The sequence below is a fragment of the Enterobacter cloacae complex sp. R_G8 genome (assembly GCF_024599795.1).
GTDB lineage: Bacteria > Pseudomonadota > Gammaproteobacteria > Enterobacterales > Enterobacteriaceae > Enterobacter > Enterobacter dissolvens.
The window spans coordinates 3938837-3954375 of sequence record NZ_CP102246.1 but is presented as its reverse complement, the minus strand read 5'-3'; the positions used below and the strand labels follow the sequence as shown (position 1 = coordinate 3954375).

General features: G+C 56.5%; 12 protein-coding genes. 7 read left to right on the top strand and 5 right to left on the bottom strand.

Annotation, left to right across the window (positions count from 1 at the left end; all coding sequences use genetic code 11):
- The first annotated feature begins 18 nt into the window (after window positions 1-18).
- The 6 genes from NQ842_RS18805 to NQ842_RS18780 all read left to right on the top strand — a co-directional run bounded on the left by NQ842_RS18805 (window position 19) and on the right by NQ842_RS18780 (window position 6235).
- Window positions 19-351 carry a YbaB/EbfC family nucleoid-associated protein gene (locus NQ842_RS18805; protein ID WP_003858972.1) on the top strand — a complete coding sequence of 111 codons (333 nt, stop codon included), beginning with the start codon at window positions 19-21 and terminating at the stop codon, window positions 349-351.
- Window positions 351-956: a recombination mediator RecR gene (recR, locus tag NQ842_RS18800; protein ID WP_097534076.1), complete on the top strand. Its 606-nt coding sequence runs from the start codon at window positions 351-353 to the stop codon at window positions 954-956. The genes NQ842_RS18805 and recR overlap by 1 nt, the downstream gene beginning before the upstream one ends.
- A 110-nt stretch (window positions 957-1066) precedes the next feature.
- The gene (gene htpG, locus NQ842_RS18795) at window positions 1067-2941 is read left to right on the top strand and encodes a molecular chaperone HtpG (RefSeq protein ID WP_023620089.1); all 1875 of its coding nucleotides are present in this window, start codon (window positions 1067-1069) and stop codon (window positions 2939-2941) included.
- A 195-nt stretch (window positions 2942-3136) separates the two neighbouring features.
- The gene (gene adk / locus NQ842_RS18790) at window positions 3137-3781 is read left to right on the top strand and encodes an adenylate kinase (protein WP_006809841.1); all 645 of its coding nucleotides are present in this window, start codon (window positions 3137-3139) and stop codon (window positions 3779-3781) included.
- Window positions 3782-3905: 124 nt separating this feature from the next.
- Window positions 3906-4868: a ferrochelatase gene (gene hemH, locus NQ842_RS18785; protein ID WP_014830912.1), complete on the top strand. Its 963-nt coding sequence runs from the start codon at window positions 3906-3908 to the stop codon at window positions 4866-4868.
- 62 nt (window positions 4869-4930) lie between these two features.
- Window positions 4931-6235 carry an inosine/guanosine kinase gene (locus NQ842_RS18780; protein WP_014830913.1) on the top strand — a complete coding sequence of 435 codons (1305 nt, stop codon included), beginning with the start codon at window positions 4931-4933 and terminating at the stop codon, window positions 6233-6235.
- Between the two features lie 93 nt (window positions 6236-6328).
- Here NQ842_RS18780 and ybaL read toward each other — a convergent pair whose 3' ends face one another.
- Window positions 6329-8005, bottom strand: coding sequence for a YbaL family putative K(+) efflux transporter (gene ybaL, locus NQ842_RS18775; RefSeq protein WP_047360820.1), 1677 nt, complete (start codon window positions 8003-8005; stop codon window positions 6329-6331).
- Window positions 8006-8233: 228 nt separating this feature from the next.
- The gene (locus tag NQ842_RS18770) at window positions 8234-9454 is read right to left on the bottom strand and encodes an MFS transporter (RefSeq protein WP_196373221.1); all 1221 of its coding nucleotides are present in this window, start codon (window positions 9452-9454) and stop codon (window positions 8234-8236) included.
- A 163-nt stretch (window positions 9455-9617) separates the two neighbouring features.
- Here NQ842_RS18770 and ushA point away from each other — a divergent pair, with 163 nt between their 5' ends.
- On the top strand, window positions 9618-11270 hold the full coding sequence (gene ushA / locus NQ842_RS18765) for a bifunctional UDP-sugar hydrolase/5'-nucleotidase UshA (protein WP_257256197.1): 1653 nt from the start codon (window positions 9618-9620) through the stop codon (window positions 11268-11270).
- 110 nt (window positions 11271-11380) lie between these two features.
- On the opposite strand, the gene ybaK is transcribed toward ushA, so the two are convergent.
- From ybaK to copA, 3 genes are all read right to left on the bottom strand, one after another.
- Window positions 11381-11860, bottom strand: a complete 480-nt coding sequence (ybaK, locus tag NQ842_RS18760; RefSeq protein ID WP_257256196.1) for a Cys-tRNA(Pro)/Cys-tRNA(Cys) deacylase YbaK — start codon at window positions 11858-11860, stop codon at window positions 11381-11383.
- A gap of 199 nt (window positions 11861-12059) precedes the next feature.
- The gene (locus NQ842_RS18755) at window positions 12060-12854 is read right to left on the bottom strand and encodes a TraB/GumN family protein (RefSeq protein WP_046888909.1); all 795 of its coding nucleotides are present in this window, start codon (window positions 12852-12854) and stop codon (window positions 12060-12062) included.
- 148 nt (window positions 12855-13002) lie between these two features.
- The gene (gene copA, locus NQ842_RS18750) at window positions 13003-15501 is read right to left on the bottom strand and encodes a copper-exporting P-type ATPase CopA (protein WP_192543992.1); all 2499 of its coding nucleotides are present in this window, start codon (window positions 15499-15501) and stop codon (window positions 13003-13005) included.
- Window positions 15502-15539 lie beyond the last annotated feature (38 nt).

Here is a 15539-nt window from a genome sequence, read left to right as displayed (position 1 = left end):
TGAAAGAGAGAGAAGCCTATGTTTGGTGGAAAAGGCGGTCTGGGTGGCCTGATGAAGCAGGCTCAGCAGATGCAGGAAAAAATGCAGAAGATGCAGGAAGAGATCGCTCAGCTGGAAGTCACGGGTGAATCCGGTGCCGGTCTGGTCAAGGTGACCATCAACGGTGCGCATAACTGCCGCCGCGTTGAAATCGATCCAAGCCTGCTCGAAGACGACAAAGAGATGCTGGAAGATCTGGTTGCAGCCGCGTTTAACGATGCCGCGCGCCGTATCGACGAAACCCAGAAAGAGAAAATGGCCTCTGTTTCCAGCGGTATGCAACTGCCGCCGGGCTTCAAGATGCCGTTCTGATGCAAACCAGTCCGCTGCTCACGCAGTTAATGGAAGCGTTGCGCTGCCTGCCGGGCGTTGGCCCGAAGTCGGCGCAGCGTATGGCGTTTACGCTATTGCAGCGCGACCGCAGCGGCGGGATGCGCCTGGCGCAGGCTCTGACCCGCGCCATGTCAGAAATTGGTCACTGCGCGGATTGCCGTACCTTTACCGAGCAGGACGTCTGTAATATTTGCTCGAATCCGCGTCGTCAGGAGAACGGTCAGATTTGCGTGGTGGAGAGTCCGGCGGACATCTACGCCATCGAACAAACCGGGCAGTTCTCTGGCCGCTATTTCGTGCTGATGGGGCATCTCTCCCCGCTGGACGGTATCGGTCCGGATGATATCGGTCTTGATCGCCTTGAACAGCGTCTGGGATCCGAGACCATCAAAGAGGTGATCCTCGCCACCAACCCCACGGTGGAAGGGGAGGCAACCGCTAACTACATCGCCGAGCTGTGCGCGCAGTATGGCGTTGACGCCAGCCGTATCGCTCACGGTGTGCCGGTTGGCGGTGAGCTGGAGATGGTTGATGGCACCACGCTGTCGCACTCTCTGGCCGGTCGTCACAAGATTATTTTCTGACCAAACGGAGGCGGCGTTCGCGGCCTCCGCTTGAAAATTTCCCTGCTTATCCCCATCTCTCCCTCAACGTTTTACAACCCCATTAAATGGCATTGTTGAGGTCGACTTAGATGAAAGGACAAGAAACCCGTGGTTTCCAGTCAGAAGTAAAACAGCTTCTGCACCTGATGATCCATTCCCTGTATTCCAACAAAGAAATCTTCCTGCGTGAGCTGATTTCCAACGCCTCCGATGCGGCGGACAAGCTGCGCTTCCGCGCGCTGTCTAACCCGGATCTGTATGAAGGCGACGGCGAGCTGCGCGTGCGCGTCTCTTTCAATAAAGAGAACCGTACCCTGACCATCGCCGATAACGGCATCGGCATGAACCGCGACGAGGTGATCGACCACCTCGGGACTATCGCCAAATCCGGGACTAAAGCGTTCCTGGAATCTATGGGCTCTGACCAGGCGAAAGACAGCCAGCTGATCGGCCAGTTCGGCGTGGGCTTCTATTCGGCGTTTATCGTGGCGGACAAAGTCACCGTGCGTACACGTGCGGCGGGCGACAGCGCGGAAAACGGCGTGTTCTGGGAATCCAAAGGTGAAGGTGAATACACCGTTGATGACATCACCAAAGCGGATCGCGGCACCGAAATCACCCTGCACCTGCGTGAAGGCGAAGACGATTTCCTGAACGACTGGCGCGTGCGCTCCATCATCAGCAAATATTCCGACCACATTGCCCTGCCGGTTGAAATTGAAAAACAGGAAGAGAAAGACGGTGAAACCGTGGTCTCCTGGGAGAAAATCAACAAGGCGCAGGCCCTGTGGACGCGCAATAAGGCTGAAATCAAGGACGATGAATACAACGAGTTCTACAAACACATCGCCCACGACTTTACCGATCCGCTGACCTGGAGCCATAACCGTGTGGAAGGTAAGCAGGAGTACACCAGCCTGCTGTATATCCCGTCGCAGGCGCCGTGGGATATGTGGAACCGCGATCACAAGCACGGCCTGAAGCTTTACGTTCAGCGCGTCTTCATCATGGACGACGCCGAGCAGTTCATGCCGAACTACCTGCGCTTTGTCCGTGGTCTGATTGATTCCAACGATCTGCCGCTGAACGTCTCCCGTGAAATTCTGCAGGACAGCACCGTGACCCGCAACCTGCGTAACGCGCTGACCAAACGTACGCTGCAGATGCTGGAAAAACTGGCCAAAGACGACGCGGAAAAATACCAGACCTTCTGGAAACAGTTCGGCCTGGTGCTGAAAGAAGGCCCGGCGGAAGACACCGCGAACGTGGAAGCGATCGCTAAACTGCTGCGCTTTGCCTCTACGCACACCGATTCCTCCGCGCAGACCGTGTCGCTGGAAGAGTACGTCTCCCGCATGAAAGAAGGGCAGGAGAAGATCTACTACATCACCGCCGACAGCTACGCCGCGGCGAAGAGCAGCCCACACCTGGAACTGCTGCGTAAGAAAGGCATCGAAGTGCTGCTGCTTTCTGACCGCATCGACGAGTGGATGATGAACTACCTGACCGAGTTCGACGGTAAGCCATTCCAGTCTGTTGCCAAAGCCGACGAGTCCATCGATAAGCTGGCGGATGAAGTGGATGAAAGCGCGAAAGAAGCCGAGAAGGCGCTGGAGCCGTTCGTTGAGCGCGTGAAAACCCTGCTGGGCGACCGTGTGAAAGAGGTGCGCTTCACCCACCGTCTGACCGATACCCCGGCGATTGTGACCACCGATGCGGACGAAATGGGTACCCAGATGGCGAAACTGTTCGCCGCGGCGGGTCAGGCGATGCCAGAAGTGAAATATATCTTCGAGCTGAACCCGGATCACCCGCTGGTGAAACGCGCGGCGGATACCCAGGACGAAACCCGTTTTGCCGAGTGGGTTGAACTGCTGCTGGATCAGTCTCTGCTGGCCGAGCGCGGCACGCTGGAAGATCCTAACCTCTTCATTAAACGTGTGAATGCGCTGCTGCTGGCGTAATTGACCACGCCTCCCCTGGTCTTCTCCCTCTCCCCGTGGGAGAGGGCCGGGGTGAGGGCACCAGACCGCACTCCCCCAAATAATCTCCCCTCATTAACCGTTTCAGCCCTCCTGCCTTCCTTGAGCCACATCCGTTCTGGTGGTATTGTTTAGCGCTTTTGAAAAATTGAATCGACTTTTGAGGGGATTTTCGCAATGCGTATTATTCTGCTTGGCGCTCCGGGCGCGGGTAAAGGAACTCAGGCTCAGTTCATCATGGAGAAATACGGTATTCCGCAAATCTCCACCGGTGATATGCTGCGCGCCGCTGTTAAATCTGGCTCTGAGCTGGGTAAACAAGCGAAAGACATCATGGACGCAGGCAAGCTGGTGACTGACGAGCTGGTTATCGCTCTGGTCAAAGAGCGCATTGCTCAGGAAGACTGCCGTAACGGTTTCCTGCTGGACGGCTTCCCGCGTACCATTCCTCAGGCTGACGCCATGAAAGAAGCGGGCATCAACGTGGATTACGTACTGGAGTTCGATGTACCGGACGAGCTGATCGTTGACCGTATCGTGGGCCGTCGCGTACACGCTGCTTCTGGCCGCGTTTACCACATCAAATTCAACCCACCTAAGGTTGAAGGTAAAGACGACGTGACCGGCGAAGAGCTGACCACCCGTAAAGACGATCAGGAAGAGACCGTGCGTAAGCGCCTGGTGGAATACCATCAGATGACTGCGCCGCTGATCGGCTACTACACCAAAGAAGCGCAGGCGGGTAACACCAAATACGCGAAAGTTGACGGCACCAAAGCCGTGGCTGATGTGCGTGCAGAGCTGGAAAAAATCCTCGGCTAATCGTACCCCTCTCACCCGGGCTCCCGGGTGAGAATATTTCTCATCTCACCTATTACAGCAATGGGTTCCGTTTAAACGCATTTCCGCTACAATTGACAACCATTCAAATGGTTAAGAGGCGTGAATGAGTCAGGCGAAAACCGGCATCCTGCTTGCCAATCTGGGCACTCCAGAAGCACCTACATCAGACGCGGTAAAACGCTACCTGCGACAATTTTTAAGCGACACGCGCGTCGTGGATTTTCCGCGACTGCTGTGGTGGCCGCTGCTGCGTGGCGTCATTCTGCCGATCCGTTCTCCGCGCGTCGCCAAACTCTATCAGTCCGTGTGGATGGAAGAGGGTTCTCCACTGATGGTCTACAGCCGTCGCCAGGAGAAGGCGCTGGCCGCCCGCCTGCCGGATATGCCCGTCGCGCTCGGTATGAGCTACGGAAAACCGTCCCTCGAAAGCGCGGTGGAAACACTGCTGGCGCAGGGCGTGGACCACATCGTCGTGCTGGCACTCTACCCGCAGTATTCCTGCTCGACGGTCGCTGCCGTCTGGGACGAGCTGGCCCGCATTCTGGCGACCCGCCGCCGCATTCCGGGCGTGACGTTTATTCGCGACTACGCCGATAACGAACTGTACATCAAAGCGCTTGCCAACAGCGCGCGCGCGTCGTTTGAAAAACACGGCGAGCCGGATCTGCTGCTGCTCTCCTATCACGGCATTCCGCAGCGTTTCGCCAACGAAGGGGATGATTATCCGCAGCGCTGTCGCGATACCACCCGTGAGCTGGTCTCCGCGCTCGGCCTGCCGCCGGAGAAGGTGATGATGACTTTCCAGTCGCGCTTTGGTCGCGAGCCGTGGTTGACGCCGTATACGGATGAAACCCTCAAAATGCTCGGCGAGAAAGGCGTGAAGCATATTCAGGTAATGTCCCCGGGCTTCTCGGCCGATTGCCTGGAAACGCTGGAGGAGATCGCGGTGCAAAACCGGGAGTTCTTCCTTGAGGCTGGCGGTGAGAAGTACGAGTACATTCCGGCACTTAACGACTCCCCTGAGCATATCGACATGATGGTCTCGCTGGTGAAAAACAGCCGCTGATCGCACTTCGGGCCGGGTTTGTGCTACCATTCCCGGCCCATATTCTTTGCACAGTTCAGACCATGAAATTTCCCGGTAAACGCAAATCCAAACACTACTTCCCCGTTGATGCCCGCGATCCGCTCCTGCAGCAAATTCAGCCAGAAAATGAAACCAGTGCGGCATGGGTCGTCGGTATCGATCAGACGCTGGTGGACATTGAAGCGAAAGTGGATGATGCGTTTGTCGCCCGTTATGGTCTGAGCGCTGGGCACTCGCTGGTGATCGAAGATGACGTTGCCGAAGCCCTGTATCAGGAGCTGGTGCGTGACAATCTGATCACCCATCAGTTTGCCGGCGGCACCATCGGCAATACCATGCACAACTACTCCGTTCTGGCAGACGACCGCTCGGTGCTGCTCGGCGTGATGTGCAGTAACATCGAAATTGGTGGCTACGCCTATCGTTACCTGTGCAACACCTCCAGTCGTACCGACCTGAACTATCTCCAGGGCGTCGACGGCCCGATTGGCCGCTGCTTTACGCTGATCGGGGAATCCGGTGAGCGAACCTTCGCCATCAGCCCAGGCCACATGAACAAGCTGCGTGCAGAGAGTATTCCGGAAGAGGTGATTGCGGGCGCGTCGGCGCTGGTGCTCACCTCCTACCTGGTGCGCTGCAAGCCGGGCGAGCCGATGCCGGAAGCCACCATGAAGGCGATTGAGTACGCGAAGAAGTACGATGTGCCGGTGGTCCTGACGCTGGGAACGAAATTTGTGATTGCCGACAACCCGGAGTGGTGGCAGGCCTTCCTGAAAGAGCATGTCTCCATTCTGGCGATGAACGAAGAAGAGGCTGAGGCCCTCACCGGCGAGAGCGATCCGCTGCTGGCGTCCGACAAAGCGCTGGACTGGGTGGATCTGGTGCTCTGCACCGCCGGACCGGTCGGTCTGTATATGGCTGGCTTCACGGAAGAAGAGAGCAAGCGTAAAACCCAGCATCCGCTGCTGCCTGGCGCCATCGCCGAGTTCAACCAGTATGAGTTCAGCCGCGGTATGCGTTTTAAAGACTGTGTTAATCCGCTGCGTATCTACTCCCACATCGCTCCGTATATGGGCGGGCCGGAGAAGATCATGAACACCAACGGCGCGGGCGACGGTGCGCTGGCGGCGTTGCTGCACGATATCACCGCCAATGCTTACCACAAAACCAACGTGCCGAATTCAAGTAAGCATAAGTTCAGCTGGCTGACCTATTCGTCGCTGGCGCAGGTATGTAAGTATGCGAACCGCGTAAGTTATCAGGTGCTGAACCAGCACTCCCCGCGCTTAACGCGTGGTCTGCCGGAAAGGGAAGACAGCCTCGAAGAGGCGTACTGGGACAGGTAAAAGCAAAACGGCAACGCATGTTGCCGTTTTTTAGTGTTTATTCCCTCTCCCGGTGGGAGAGGGCCAGGGTGAGGGCATCAGGCCGCACGAAACTTACCTCGTCACAGCCTCTTCAACCGGCGGCTTCGCCAGCAGCGTCAGCATCGTGTTCGCAATTTCACGCTCACCCATCACCACTCGATCCGCACCGCGCTCGGTGATGTACTCCACCTCGTCGTCATAATGCGCGCGGGCTATGATCTCAATCGTTGGGCATTTCTCGCGTGCGGTTGCCACAATTTCACCCGCTTCATAGCCGTTTGGAATGGTCAGCAGCAGCCAGCGGGCGCAGTCCAGATGCGCCAGGTTCATTATTTCTTCATTCGCTGCATTGCCCAGCACTGCGCGAATACCGCGCTCACGCAGCTCATCAACGCGGGTGCGTGAGGTTTCAATCACCACCAGCGGAATACCCTGCTCCATCAGCTTCTCGCCAAGCAGGCTACCCACGCGGCCAAAGCCGACCAGCAGGGCATGATTGCAAATATCCACCGGGATCTGCTTCTCTTCTTCGATGGCCTCTTCGAGCGTCTGCTCTTCAAGGGTTTCCGTTTTATCGAGATATTTTTCCAGCAGCGCGAACAGCACCGGGTTGAGCATAATGGAGAGGATCGCCCCCGCCAGCACCAGATTCTGTCCGGCCTGCGGCAGCAGGTTCAGTGCCATGCCCAGACCCGCCAGAATAAAGGCGAATTCACCAATCTGTGCCAGGCTGGCGGCGATGGTCAGTGCCGTACGCGGCGAGTGGCCGAACATTCGCACCAGGAAGAAGGCAGCGACTGACTTACCAAAGATGATAATCGCCAGTGTCCCCAGTACGGCCAGCGGCTGCTGAACCAGAATCATCGGATCAAACAGCATCCCGACGGAGACAAAGAACAGCACCGCAAACGCATCACGCAGCGGCAGCGTATCGTGCGCGGCGCGGTGGCTCAGCTCGGATTCATTCAGCACCATCCCGGCGAAGAACGCCCCCAGAGCAAAGGAGACATCAAACAGCTCCACCGCACCAAAGGCAATCCCCAGTGCCAGCGCAAGGACGGAGAGGGTAAACAGCTCTCGCGAGCCGGTGGCCGCGCTGCGCGACATGATCCACGGCACCAGTCGGCGGCCCACCAGCATCATGATGGCGATAAACGCCACGACTTTACCGATGGTGATACTCATATCCAGCGCCAGCGAGGCAAAGCCGACGTTGTCCTTTTCCATCATCCCGGCGACGGCAGGCAGCAGCACCAGGGTCAGCACCATCACCAGGTCTTCAACAATCAGCCAGCCTATCGCGATTTGTCCACGCTGGCTGTCAATCAGCTGTCTCTCTTCAAGCGCGCGCAGCAGGACCACGGTACTGGCGGTTGACAGACACAGCCCAAACACGATACCGGTCATTAACGACCAGCCCAGCACAGCTGAAAGCGCCATCCCCAGCAGCGTCGCTACCCCTATCTGGGCGATCGCTCCCGGTATGGCGATAGACTTTACCGCCATCAGATCCTTCAGTGAGAAATGCAGACCCACACCAAACATCAGCAGAATCACGCCTAATTCCGCCAGTTCAGGCGCCAGTTTGGTATCCGCCACGAAACCTGGCGTAAACGGCCCTGCCAGTACACCGGCTAATAAATAGCCCACGAGAGGGGAAATACGCAGTTTATTGGCAATCATGCCGAGAATAAAAGCGAGCACAAGTCCACCAACAATGGTGGTGATAAGCGGTGTGGCGTGGTGCATTCCGTCTCCTTTCGTTGTGGGTGTTCCATTTTGGTGAAAACCAAAAACCAGGTAATAGTTTATGACAATTTTTACCCTTATGTTTATGAATAATTGTTGAAGTTTGAATAAAACAGCAATATGCGTGTAAAAAAGCAAGTTTTGGCAAATTCACAGGAGGGAAGGAGAAGAAAGCCTTATGCCATCGGGAAGGTGGGCTGCCAATGTTAAACTTTGGCAGCCGTGAAATTACGCTTTGTGACGATTATCAGGCAGGAATATGGTCAACATCCCCAGAAGTGGCAGGAAAGCGCAGATTTTATAAACCAGGAAGATACTGGTGTGGTCGGCAACCATGCCTAACACGGCTGCACCAAGGCCGCCCATGCCGAAGGCGAAACCAAAGAAGAGCCCGGAAACCATACCAATACGCCCCGGTAACAACTCCTGCGCATACACCAGAATAGCCGAGAACGCCGAGGCGAGAATAAAACCAATGATCACCGTTAAAATGCCCGTCCATTCAAGGCTGGCGTAAGGCAAAATAAGGGTAAAGGGGGCAACGCCAAGGATAGAGCCCCAAATAACATATTTACGGCCAATTTTATCCCCGACTGGCCCGCCAATCACCGTCCCTGCCGCGACGGCAAACAGGAAGGCAAACAGGTGGAACTGCGCGTTTTGTACCGATAATCCAAATTTTTGCATCAGGTAAAAGGTGTAATAGCTGCTGATGCTCGCCATATAGAAATATTTCGAGAAAATCAGCACCAGCAGCACGGACACCGCGAGAATAACCTTATTGCGGGGAAGGGGATTGATAACTTTTGCTTTAGGTTTGCCTTTGTTTACGCGGTGCTGCGCGGCATACCAGCGACTGATCTGCGCGAGCACAACGATCGCCAGCAGGGCGGCCAGCACAAACCAGGCGACGTTACCCTTTCCGTATGGCGCAATGATCACTGCCGCCAGCAGCGGGCCGAGGGAACTGCCAAAATTACCGCCCACCTGGAAGAGTGACTGCGCCAGCCCGTGACGCCCGCCAGAGGCCATGCGTGCCACGCGGGAGGATTCCGGATGGAAGACCGACGAGCCGGTGCCGACCAGCGCCGCGGCAAGCAGCACCGCTTCAAAACTGCCTGCCACGGCCAACAGCACCAGCCCGCTCAGGGTGAAGCACATGCCAATCGGCAGTGACCAGGGCATCGGATATTTGTCCGTCCAGTACCCGACAATGGGTTGCAGTAGCGAAGAGGCCAGCTGGAAGGTCAGGGTGATCATCCCAATCTGCACAAAGGTTAACGAAAACTCGGATTGCAGCAGCGGGTAAATCGCCAGGATCAGCGACTGGATCATGTCGTTGAGCAGATGGGAGAGGCTAATAGCGCCTAAGACTTTAAATGAAGTGCGCGAGGGTGGCGGTGACGCCGGCGCGCCCGAAACGGACTGGGTTGATTCACTGATTGCCATAAATACCACGTCGTGAGTGATGGAAAATGCAGGGTGTAATTATTATCCAACTAACATACCTGCCAGCGACATTTGAAGAAAGTCGCAATTATGAAAACTTATTTGTCTATTCTTGTTACTCACTGTAATTTTTGCGTTTGTCTATTGGTCAGGGAGAGAGAAGATGAAGTTAATGAAGCATGGCGTTGCGCTGGCGCTGCTCGCCGCATGGGGTCTGGTAAGCCTGCCCGCACAGGCGTATGAAAAAGACAAAACGTATAAAATTACTATCCTGCATACCAACGACCATCATGGCCATTTCTGGCGCAGTGAGTACGGCGAATATGGTCTCTCCGCGCAAAAAACGCTGGTGGATGGCATTCGTAAAGAAGTTGCCGCCGAAGGGGGCAGCGTGCTGCTGCTGTCGGGCGGTGATATCAATACCGGTGTGCCGGAGTCCGATTTACAGGATGCCGAGCCTGATTTTCGCGGCATGAATTTAATCGGTTACGATGCGATGGCCGTCGGAAACCATGAGTTTGATAACCCACTGAGCGTCCTGCGTCAGCAGGAGAAGTGGTCAAAATTCCCGTTCCTCTCCGCCAATATCTATCAGAAAAGCACCGGCGAGCGCCTGTTTAAACCGTGGGCGCTGTTTAAGCGTCAGGATCTGAAAATCGCGGTGATTGGCCTCACCACGGACGATACGGCAAAAATTGGCAACCCGGAGTTCTTTACCGATATCGAATTCCGTAAACCGGCAGACGAAGCGAAGCTGGTGATTCAGGAGTTGCAGCAAAACGAAAAGCCGGACGTGATCATCGCCACCACCCATATGGGCCATTACGACAACGGTGAGCATGGTTCTAACGCGCCGGGCGACGTTGAAATGGCGCGCAGCCTGCCTGCTGGCTCACTGGCGATGATTGTGGGTGGTCACTCACAAGATCCGGTGTGCATGGCGTCAGAGAATAAAAAACAGGTGGATTATGTTCCGGGCACGCCGTGTGCACCAGACCGTCAGAACGGGATCTGGATTGTGCAGGCGCACGAGTGGGGTAAATACGTTGGCCGTGCCGACTTTGAGTTCCGTAACGGCGAGATGAAACTGGTGCATTACCAGCTCATCCCGGTCAACCTGAAGAAAAAAGTGACCTACCCGGACGGGAAAAGTGAGCGCGTACTCTACACCCCGGAGATCCCTGAGAACCCACAGATGCTCTCCCTGTTAACCCCGTTCCAGAATAAAGGCAAAGCGCAGCTGGACGTGAAAATCGGTACGCTGAACGGGCGTCTGGAAGGGGACCGCAGCAAAGTCCGTTTCGTACAGACCAATATGGGTCACCTGGTGCTGGCGGCACAAATCGCGCGCACCGGCGCTGATTTTGGTGTGATGAGCGGCGGCGGGATCCGTGATTCCATCGAAGGCGGGAATATCACCTATAAAGATGTGCTGAAGGTGCAGCCGTTTGGCAACGTGGTGGTTTATGCCGACATGAGCGGGAAAGAGGTGATTGAGTACCTTACCGCCGTGGCGCAGATGAAGCCGGACTCTGGCGCCTATCCGCAGTTCGCTAACGTCAGCTTTGTGGCCAAAGACGGCAAGCTCAACGATCTCAAAATCAAGGGTGAGCCGGTTGATCCCGCGAAAACCTACCGTCTGGCAACCTTAAGCTTTAATGCCACCGGCGGTGATGGTTATCCGCACATCGATAACAAACCGGGCTATGTGAATACCGGCTTTATTGATGCCGAGGTTCTGAAGCAGTTTATCGAGCAGAATTCACCGATCGACGTGAATGCGTATGAGCCGAAAGGCGAGTTGAGCTGGCAGTAGCGTTGTGCGGCCTGATGCCCTCTCCCACCGGGAGAGGGCGCGAACACAAAAAACGGTAACGCCTGTTACCGTTTTGCTTTTACCTCGCAGCCGCCACCCGGCTTTTTCTTTTAATCCCGGCGCGCAATATCCGCAAACTTCGCATCCAGCATTTTTGCCAGATCGCCTGCGGCCAGTTCGATATCCAGCCCGCGCTTGCCGCCGGAAATATAGATAGTTTCAAATTCCTGCGAAGGGGCGTCAATCAGCGTTGGCAGGCGTTTTTTCTGCCCGAGCGGGCTGATCCCGCCCACCAGATAACCCGTGGTGCGTTGCGCAACCATTGGGTCTGCCATATCTACCTTTTTCGCTCCCAGCGCTTTGGCCACTTTCTTCAGATCCAGTTGCCCCGCCACAGGCGTGACTGCGACGGCGAGATGCTTCATATCGCCATTCACGGCCACCAGCAGCGTTTTATAGACCTGGTCGGCGTTCAGCCCCAGTTTGCGCACCACTTCATCACCAAAATTGGTTTCGTTCGAATCGTGATCGTAAGTGTGGATCCGGAAAGAAATTTTGTTTTTTTCGAGTAATTTAACGGCGGGAGTCATAGCTATCCTTCTTACGACAGACAATTCATGCTGACAGCATACGCCTGACGTTTGTCTAAAAAATAGCACCATCTTGCGCAATAGTATTGGCAGTGATGGTCACTTTGAGCGACAATCGGCTCAACCGAAGGTCTCCTTCGGCATAATAAAAACGATGAAATTCCTCTTTGACGGGCCAATAGAAATATTGGCCATTTTTTTATTTCAGCAGCGACGGCAAATTCCCTTCTCCGTACAAATGTAATGCCCCCACCGCAACCACGTAATGCCCGGCAGGTAACGCATGCAGCGTCTGCCGCCATGCCGCATTGCGTGCGTTCATCAGCACATCGTACAGCGATTCACTGAACGTTGACGGCAACGTTAATTTCCCCTCCGCAGGCGGGGCATCGAGCCACCAGCCAATCATGGTTTGCAGCAAACGGGCGTTGGTATGCCAGTGCGTCAGCGTATCATCAAGCAGGATGAGACCGTCGTCAGGCAGCTGGCGAAGGAGGGCAATCTGACTGTCGGTACCTTCCAGCTCAATGATCGGCAGACGGCGTGCCCGGGCCGCATTCAGCAGCTGGTAATCAATACCGTAATCACCGCGCAGCCCCAGACGCTGCGCCTGCGTCGCCTGCAATATCATGGCAATCTGCCAGAGCGGCAGGGTGTCCAGCATCGAGAGCGATACGCCGGTTTCATCCGCCACACGCGTCAGTTCGGCGAGCTGAGCCTCGTCCAGACGGTCGGCCAGGGTGAGATCGCTCTCCAGCCCGGCAAAGGGAGACTCGTGGCCTGAAATATCCGCCTCAACCACCAGCGCATCGGCCTGCTTCAGGAGGGATAACAGACCAGAGGGCAGCGGGGACATATCCTGCGTGCCCATATGTATGCTGCCCACCAGGTGCAGATGCTGACCGCCGGGGAGCGAGATATCCATTCCGGGCCAGGAATAACGGCGGGGGAAGAGGGCGCGAAACGATGTTTTTATACGGCGAAACAGACTCATACGCGCTCCATAAACGGAAAGGTTCATGCTAACGCGTGGGGAAGGGCGGCGCAACAGGTGAACGTCGGCACGTTTCGTAGGCCTGATAAGCGCAGCGCCATCAGGCAAAAAAGCCGGGTGGCGCTGCGCTTACCCGGCCTGCAACGTATTACGCTTTCGGTTTAAAGCGCAGCAACCTGTTGGCGTTGCTCACCACGGTAATGGAGGAGAGCGCCATCGCCGCACCTGCGACCACCGGGTTAAGCAGCGTACCGGTCAGGGGCCACAGAATGCCGGCAGCAATCGGGATACCGAGCGAGTTATAGATAAACGCCCCCAGCAGGTTCTGCTTCATGTTGCGCAACGTGGCTTTCGAAATCGCCAGCGCATCGGCAACACCCATCAGGCTGTGTCGCATCAGTGTGATGGCTGCCGTCTCAATGGCCACGTCGCTCCCGCTTCCCATGGCAATCCCCACCTCTGCCTGTGCCAGCGCCGGAGCATCGTTAATACCGTCGCCAACCATCGCGACCTGGCGCCCCTGCTGTTGCAGCGCCTTAATGGCGTCCGCTTTGCCGTCCGGCAGGACACCGGCAATGACTTCGTCGATCCCCGCTTCTCTGGCGATAGCGTTGGCCGTGGTTGGGTTATCCCCGGTTAACATCACCAGACGGTAGCCCGCGCGGTGCAGTCGTTGTAAGGCATCCACACTGTCCTGACGTAACGGATCGCGCACGGCCAGCAGGGCCGCAATGTGACCGTCTACCGCGAGCAGGACAGGGGTTGCGCCCTGTGATGCCTGGGCATTCAGTTCACTTTCCAGCGCTGAAGTTGCTATGCCGTTTTCATTCATCAGGGCCTGGTTACCCAGCAGCAGTGTGTGTCCTTCGGCCTCACCGCTGACGCCTAATCCGCGCAGGGTGCGGAAGTTGTTCACCTGCGGCAGGCTGGCCTCACCGGCTTTCTCAATGATGGCACGCGCCAGCGGGTGGCTGGAGCCTTGTTCTAAGGCCGCGGCGAGACGCAGCGCGTCAGCCTCCGCGAAGCCTGAGGTATGCACGGATACAACCTGCGGTTTACCTTCGGTCAGGGTACCGGTTTTATCAAAGACCAGCGTGTCGAGAGTGCTGGCGCGTTGCAGGGCGTCGGCATCACGCACCAGCACGCCAAATTCGGCGGCACGACCCACGCCGGAGATAATCGACATCGGCGTCGCAAGGCCGAGCGCGCAAGGACAGGCGATAATCAGTACCGTGGTGGCGATCACCAGGGTATAGACAATTTGCGGCGCCGGGCCGAAGAAATACCAGATAGCCGCGCTCAGTAGCGCGATGCCCACTACTACCGGCACAAAAATGGCGGAGATTTTATCGGCCAGCTGACCTATTTCAGGCTTACTGCTCTGTGCCTGGCGCACCATGCGGATAATACGGGACAGCGTGGTGTGGCTTCCCACCGCACTGGCAGTGAACAGCACGCTACCGTCCTGCACCACCGTACCGGCATGCACGCCATCACCCTGTGATTTCTGCTGCGGAATGGGTTCCCCGGTGAGCATCGCTTCGTCAAACCAGGCTTCGCCCTGCGTAATGTCTCCGTCCACAGGAACGCGGTCACCGGTGGTCAGACGCAGCGTCATACCGGGCTGAACCTCGGCCAGCGGAACGCTTTTTTCTCCGTCGTCAGTAACCACGCGGGCGGTCGGTGGGGTTAAATCCAGCAGCCGCTCCAGCGCTTTTGAGGAGCGCTGACGGGCGCGGGCTTCCAGCATATGGCCCAGGTTAATCAGGCCGATGATCATCGCGCTCGCTTCATAGTAGAGATGGCGTGCTTCCATCGGGAACCACTGCGGCCAGACGTTCACGCTCATGGAGTAGAGCCATGCTGCACCGGTGCCAAGGGCCACCAGCGTATCCATGGTTGCGGTGCGGTTTTTCAGGCTCTTCCAGGCGCTGGAGTAGAAATGCCCGCCTGCAAATACCATTACACCAAGCGTAATGATACCAATGACCAGCCACAGCGTGCGGTTGTCGTCGGTGACCATCATGTTGTCACCAATCATGCCCCACACCATCACCGGGATCCCGATCAGCAGCGCAACAATGGCCTGCCAGCGGAAGCGTTTCATGGTGGCGATAGCCGTTTCCTGCTGGCGTTCGCGACGTTTGGCATCATCTTCGATGGCCTCTGCGCCATAGCCCGCTTTTTCAACGGCCTGCACTAATTCTGCGGCGGAGGCACTGCCCATCACCAGCGCAGTACGCTCCGCAAGATTGACCCGTGCCTGTGCAACTCCGGGTACCGCCTGCAAGGCATTTTGCACCCGGGAGACGCAGCTGGCGCAGCTCATGCCGTTGATCAGCAGCTGTTGGCTGTCATCGATATCATCAGCTGCCGGAAGCTCAGAAGTGGCCGCTGTCAGTGCTTCCGACGGGGATGATGACTCTGCCAGCGGTTTAGCCTTTGGGTGGCTCAGCTCCGCCCCATAACCTGCCTGTTTGATGGTATCAATCAGCGCTTGCGCACTGGCGCTGCCGGTGACGGCGGCGTGATCAATCGTAACGTCAGCGCTTTCAACATCAGGACGCTGTTCCAGACTTTCTTTAACGCGTTTGACACAGTGGCCGCAGGAGAGGCCGTCCAGTGTCAGGTCAATTGTGTGAGACATAACAAAACTCCCGTATAATGAACTGGTCAGTTGTTGAC

What these genes read in the sequence shown, in the direction of transcription:
- NQ842_RS18805 (WP_003858972.1), top strand. Translation starts at nt 19, where the DNA reads ATGTTTGGTGGAAAAGGCGGTCTGGGTGGCCTGATGAAGCAGGCTCAG.
- recR (WP_097534076.1), top strand. Translation starts at nt 351, where the DNA reads ATGCAAACCAGTCCGCTGCTCACGCAGTTAATGGAAGCGTTGCGCTGC.
- htpG (WP_023620089.1), top strand. Translation starts at nt 1,067, where the DNA reads ATGAAAGGACAAGAAACCCGTGGTTTCCAGTCAGAAGTAAAACAGCTT.
- adk (WP_006809841.1), top strand. Translation starts at nt 3,137, where the DNA reads ATGCGTATTATTCTGCTTGGCGCTCCGGGCGCGGGTAAAGGAACTCAG.
- hemH (WP_014830912.1), top strand. Translation starts at nt 3,906, where the DNA reads ATGAGTCAGGCGAAAACCGGCATCCTGCTTGCCAATCTGGGCACTCCA.
- NQ842_RS18780 (WP_014830913.1), top strand. Translation starts at nt 4,931, where the DNA reads ATGAAATTTCCCGGTAAACGCAAATCCAAACACTACTTCCCCGTTGAT.
- ybaL (WP_047360820.1), bottom strand. Translation starts at nt 8,005, where the DNA reads ATGCACCACGCCACACCGCTTATCACCACCATTGTTGGTGGACTTGTG.
- NQ842_RS18770 (WP_196373221.1), bottom strand. Translation starts at nt 9,454, where the DNA reads ATGGCAATCAGTGAATCAACCCAGTCCGTTTCGGGCGCGCCGGCGTCA.
- ushA (WP_257256197.1), top strand. Translation starts at nt 9,618, where the DNA reads ATGAAGTTAATGAAGCATGGCGTTGCGCTGGCGCTGCTCGCCGCATGG.
- ybaK (WP_257256196.1), bottom strand. Translation starts at nt 11,860, where the DNA reads ATGACTCCCGCCGTTAAATTACTCGAAAAAAACAAAATTTCTTTCCGG.
- NQ842_RS18755 (WP_046888909.1), bottom strand. Translation starts at nt 12,854, where the DNA reads ATGAGTCTGTTTCGCCGTATAAAAACATCGTTTCGCGCCCTCTTCCCC.
- copA (WP_192543992.1), bottom strand. Translation starts at nt 15,501, where the DNA reads ATGTCTCACACAATTGACCTGACACTGGACGGCCTCTCCTGCGGCCAC.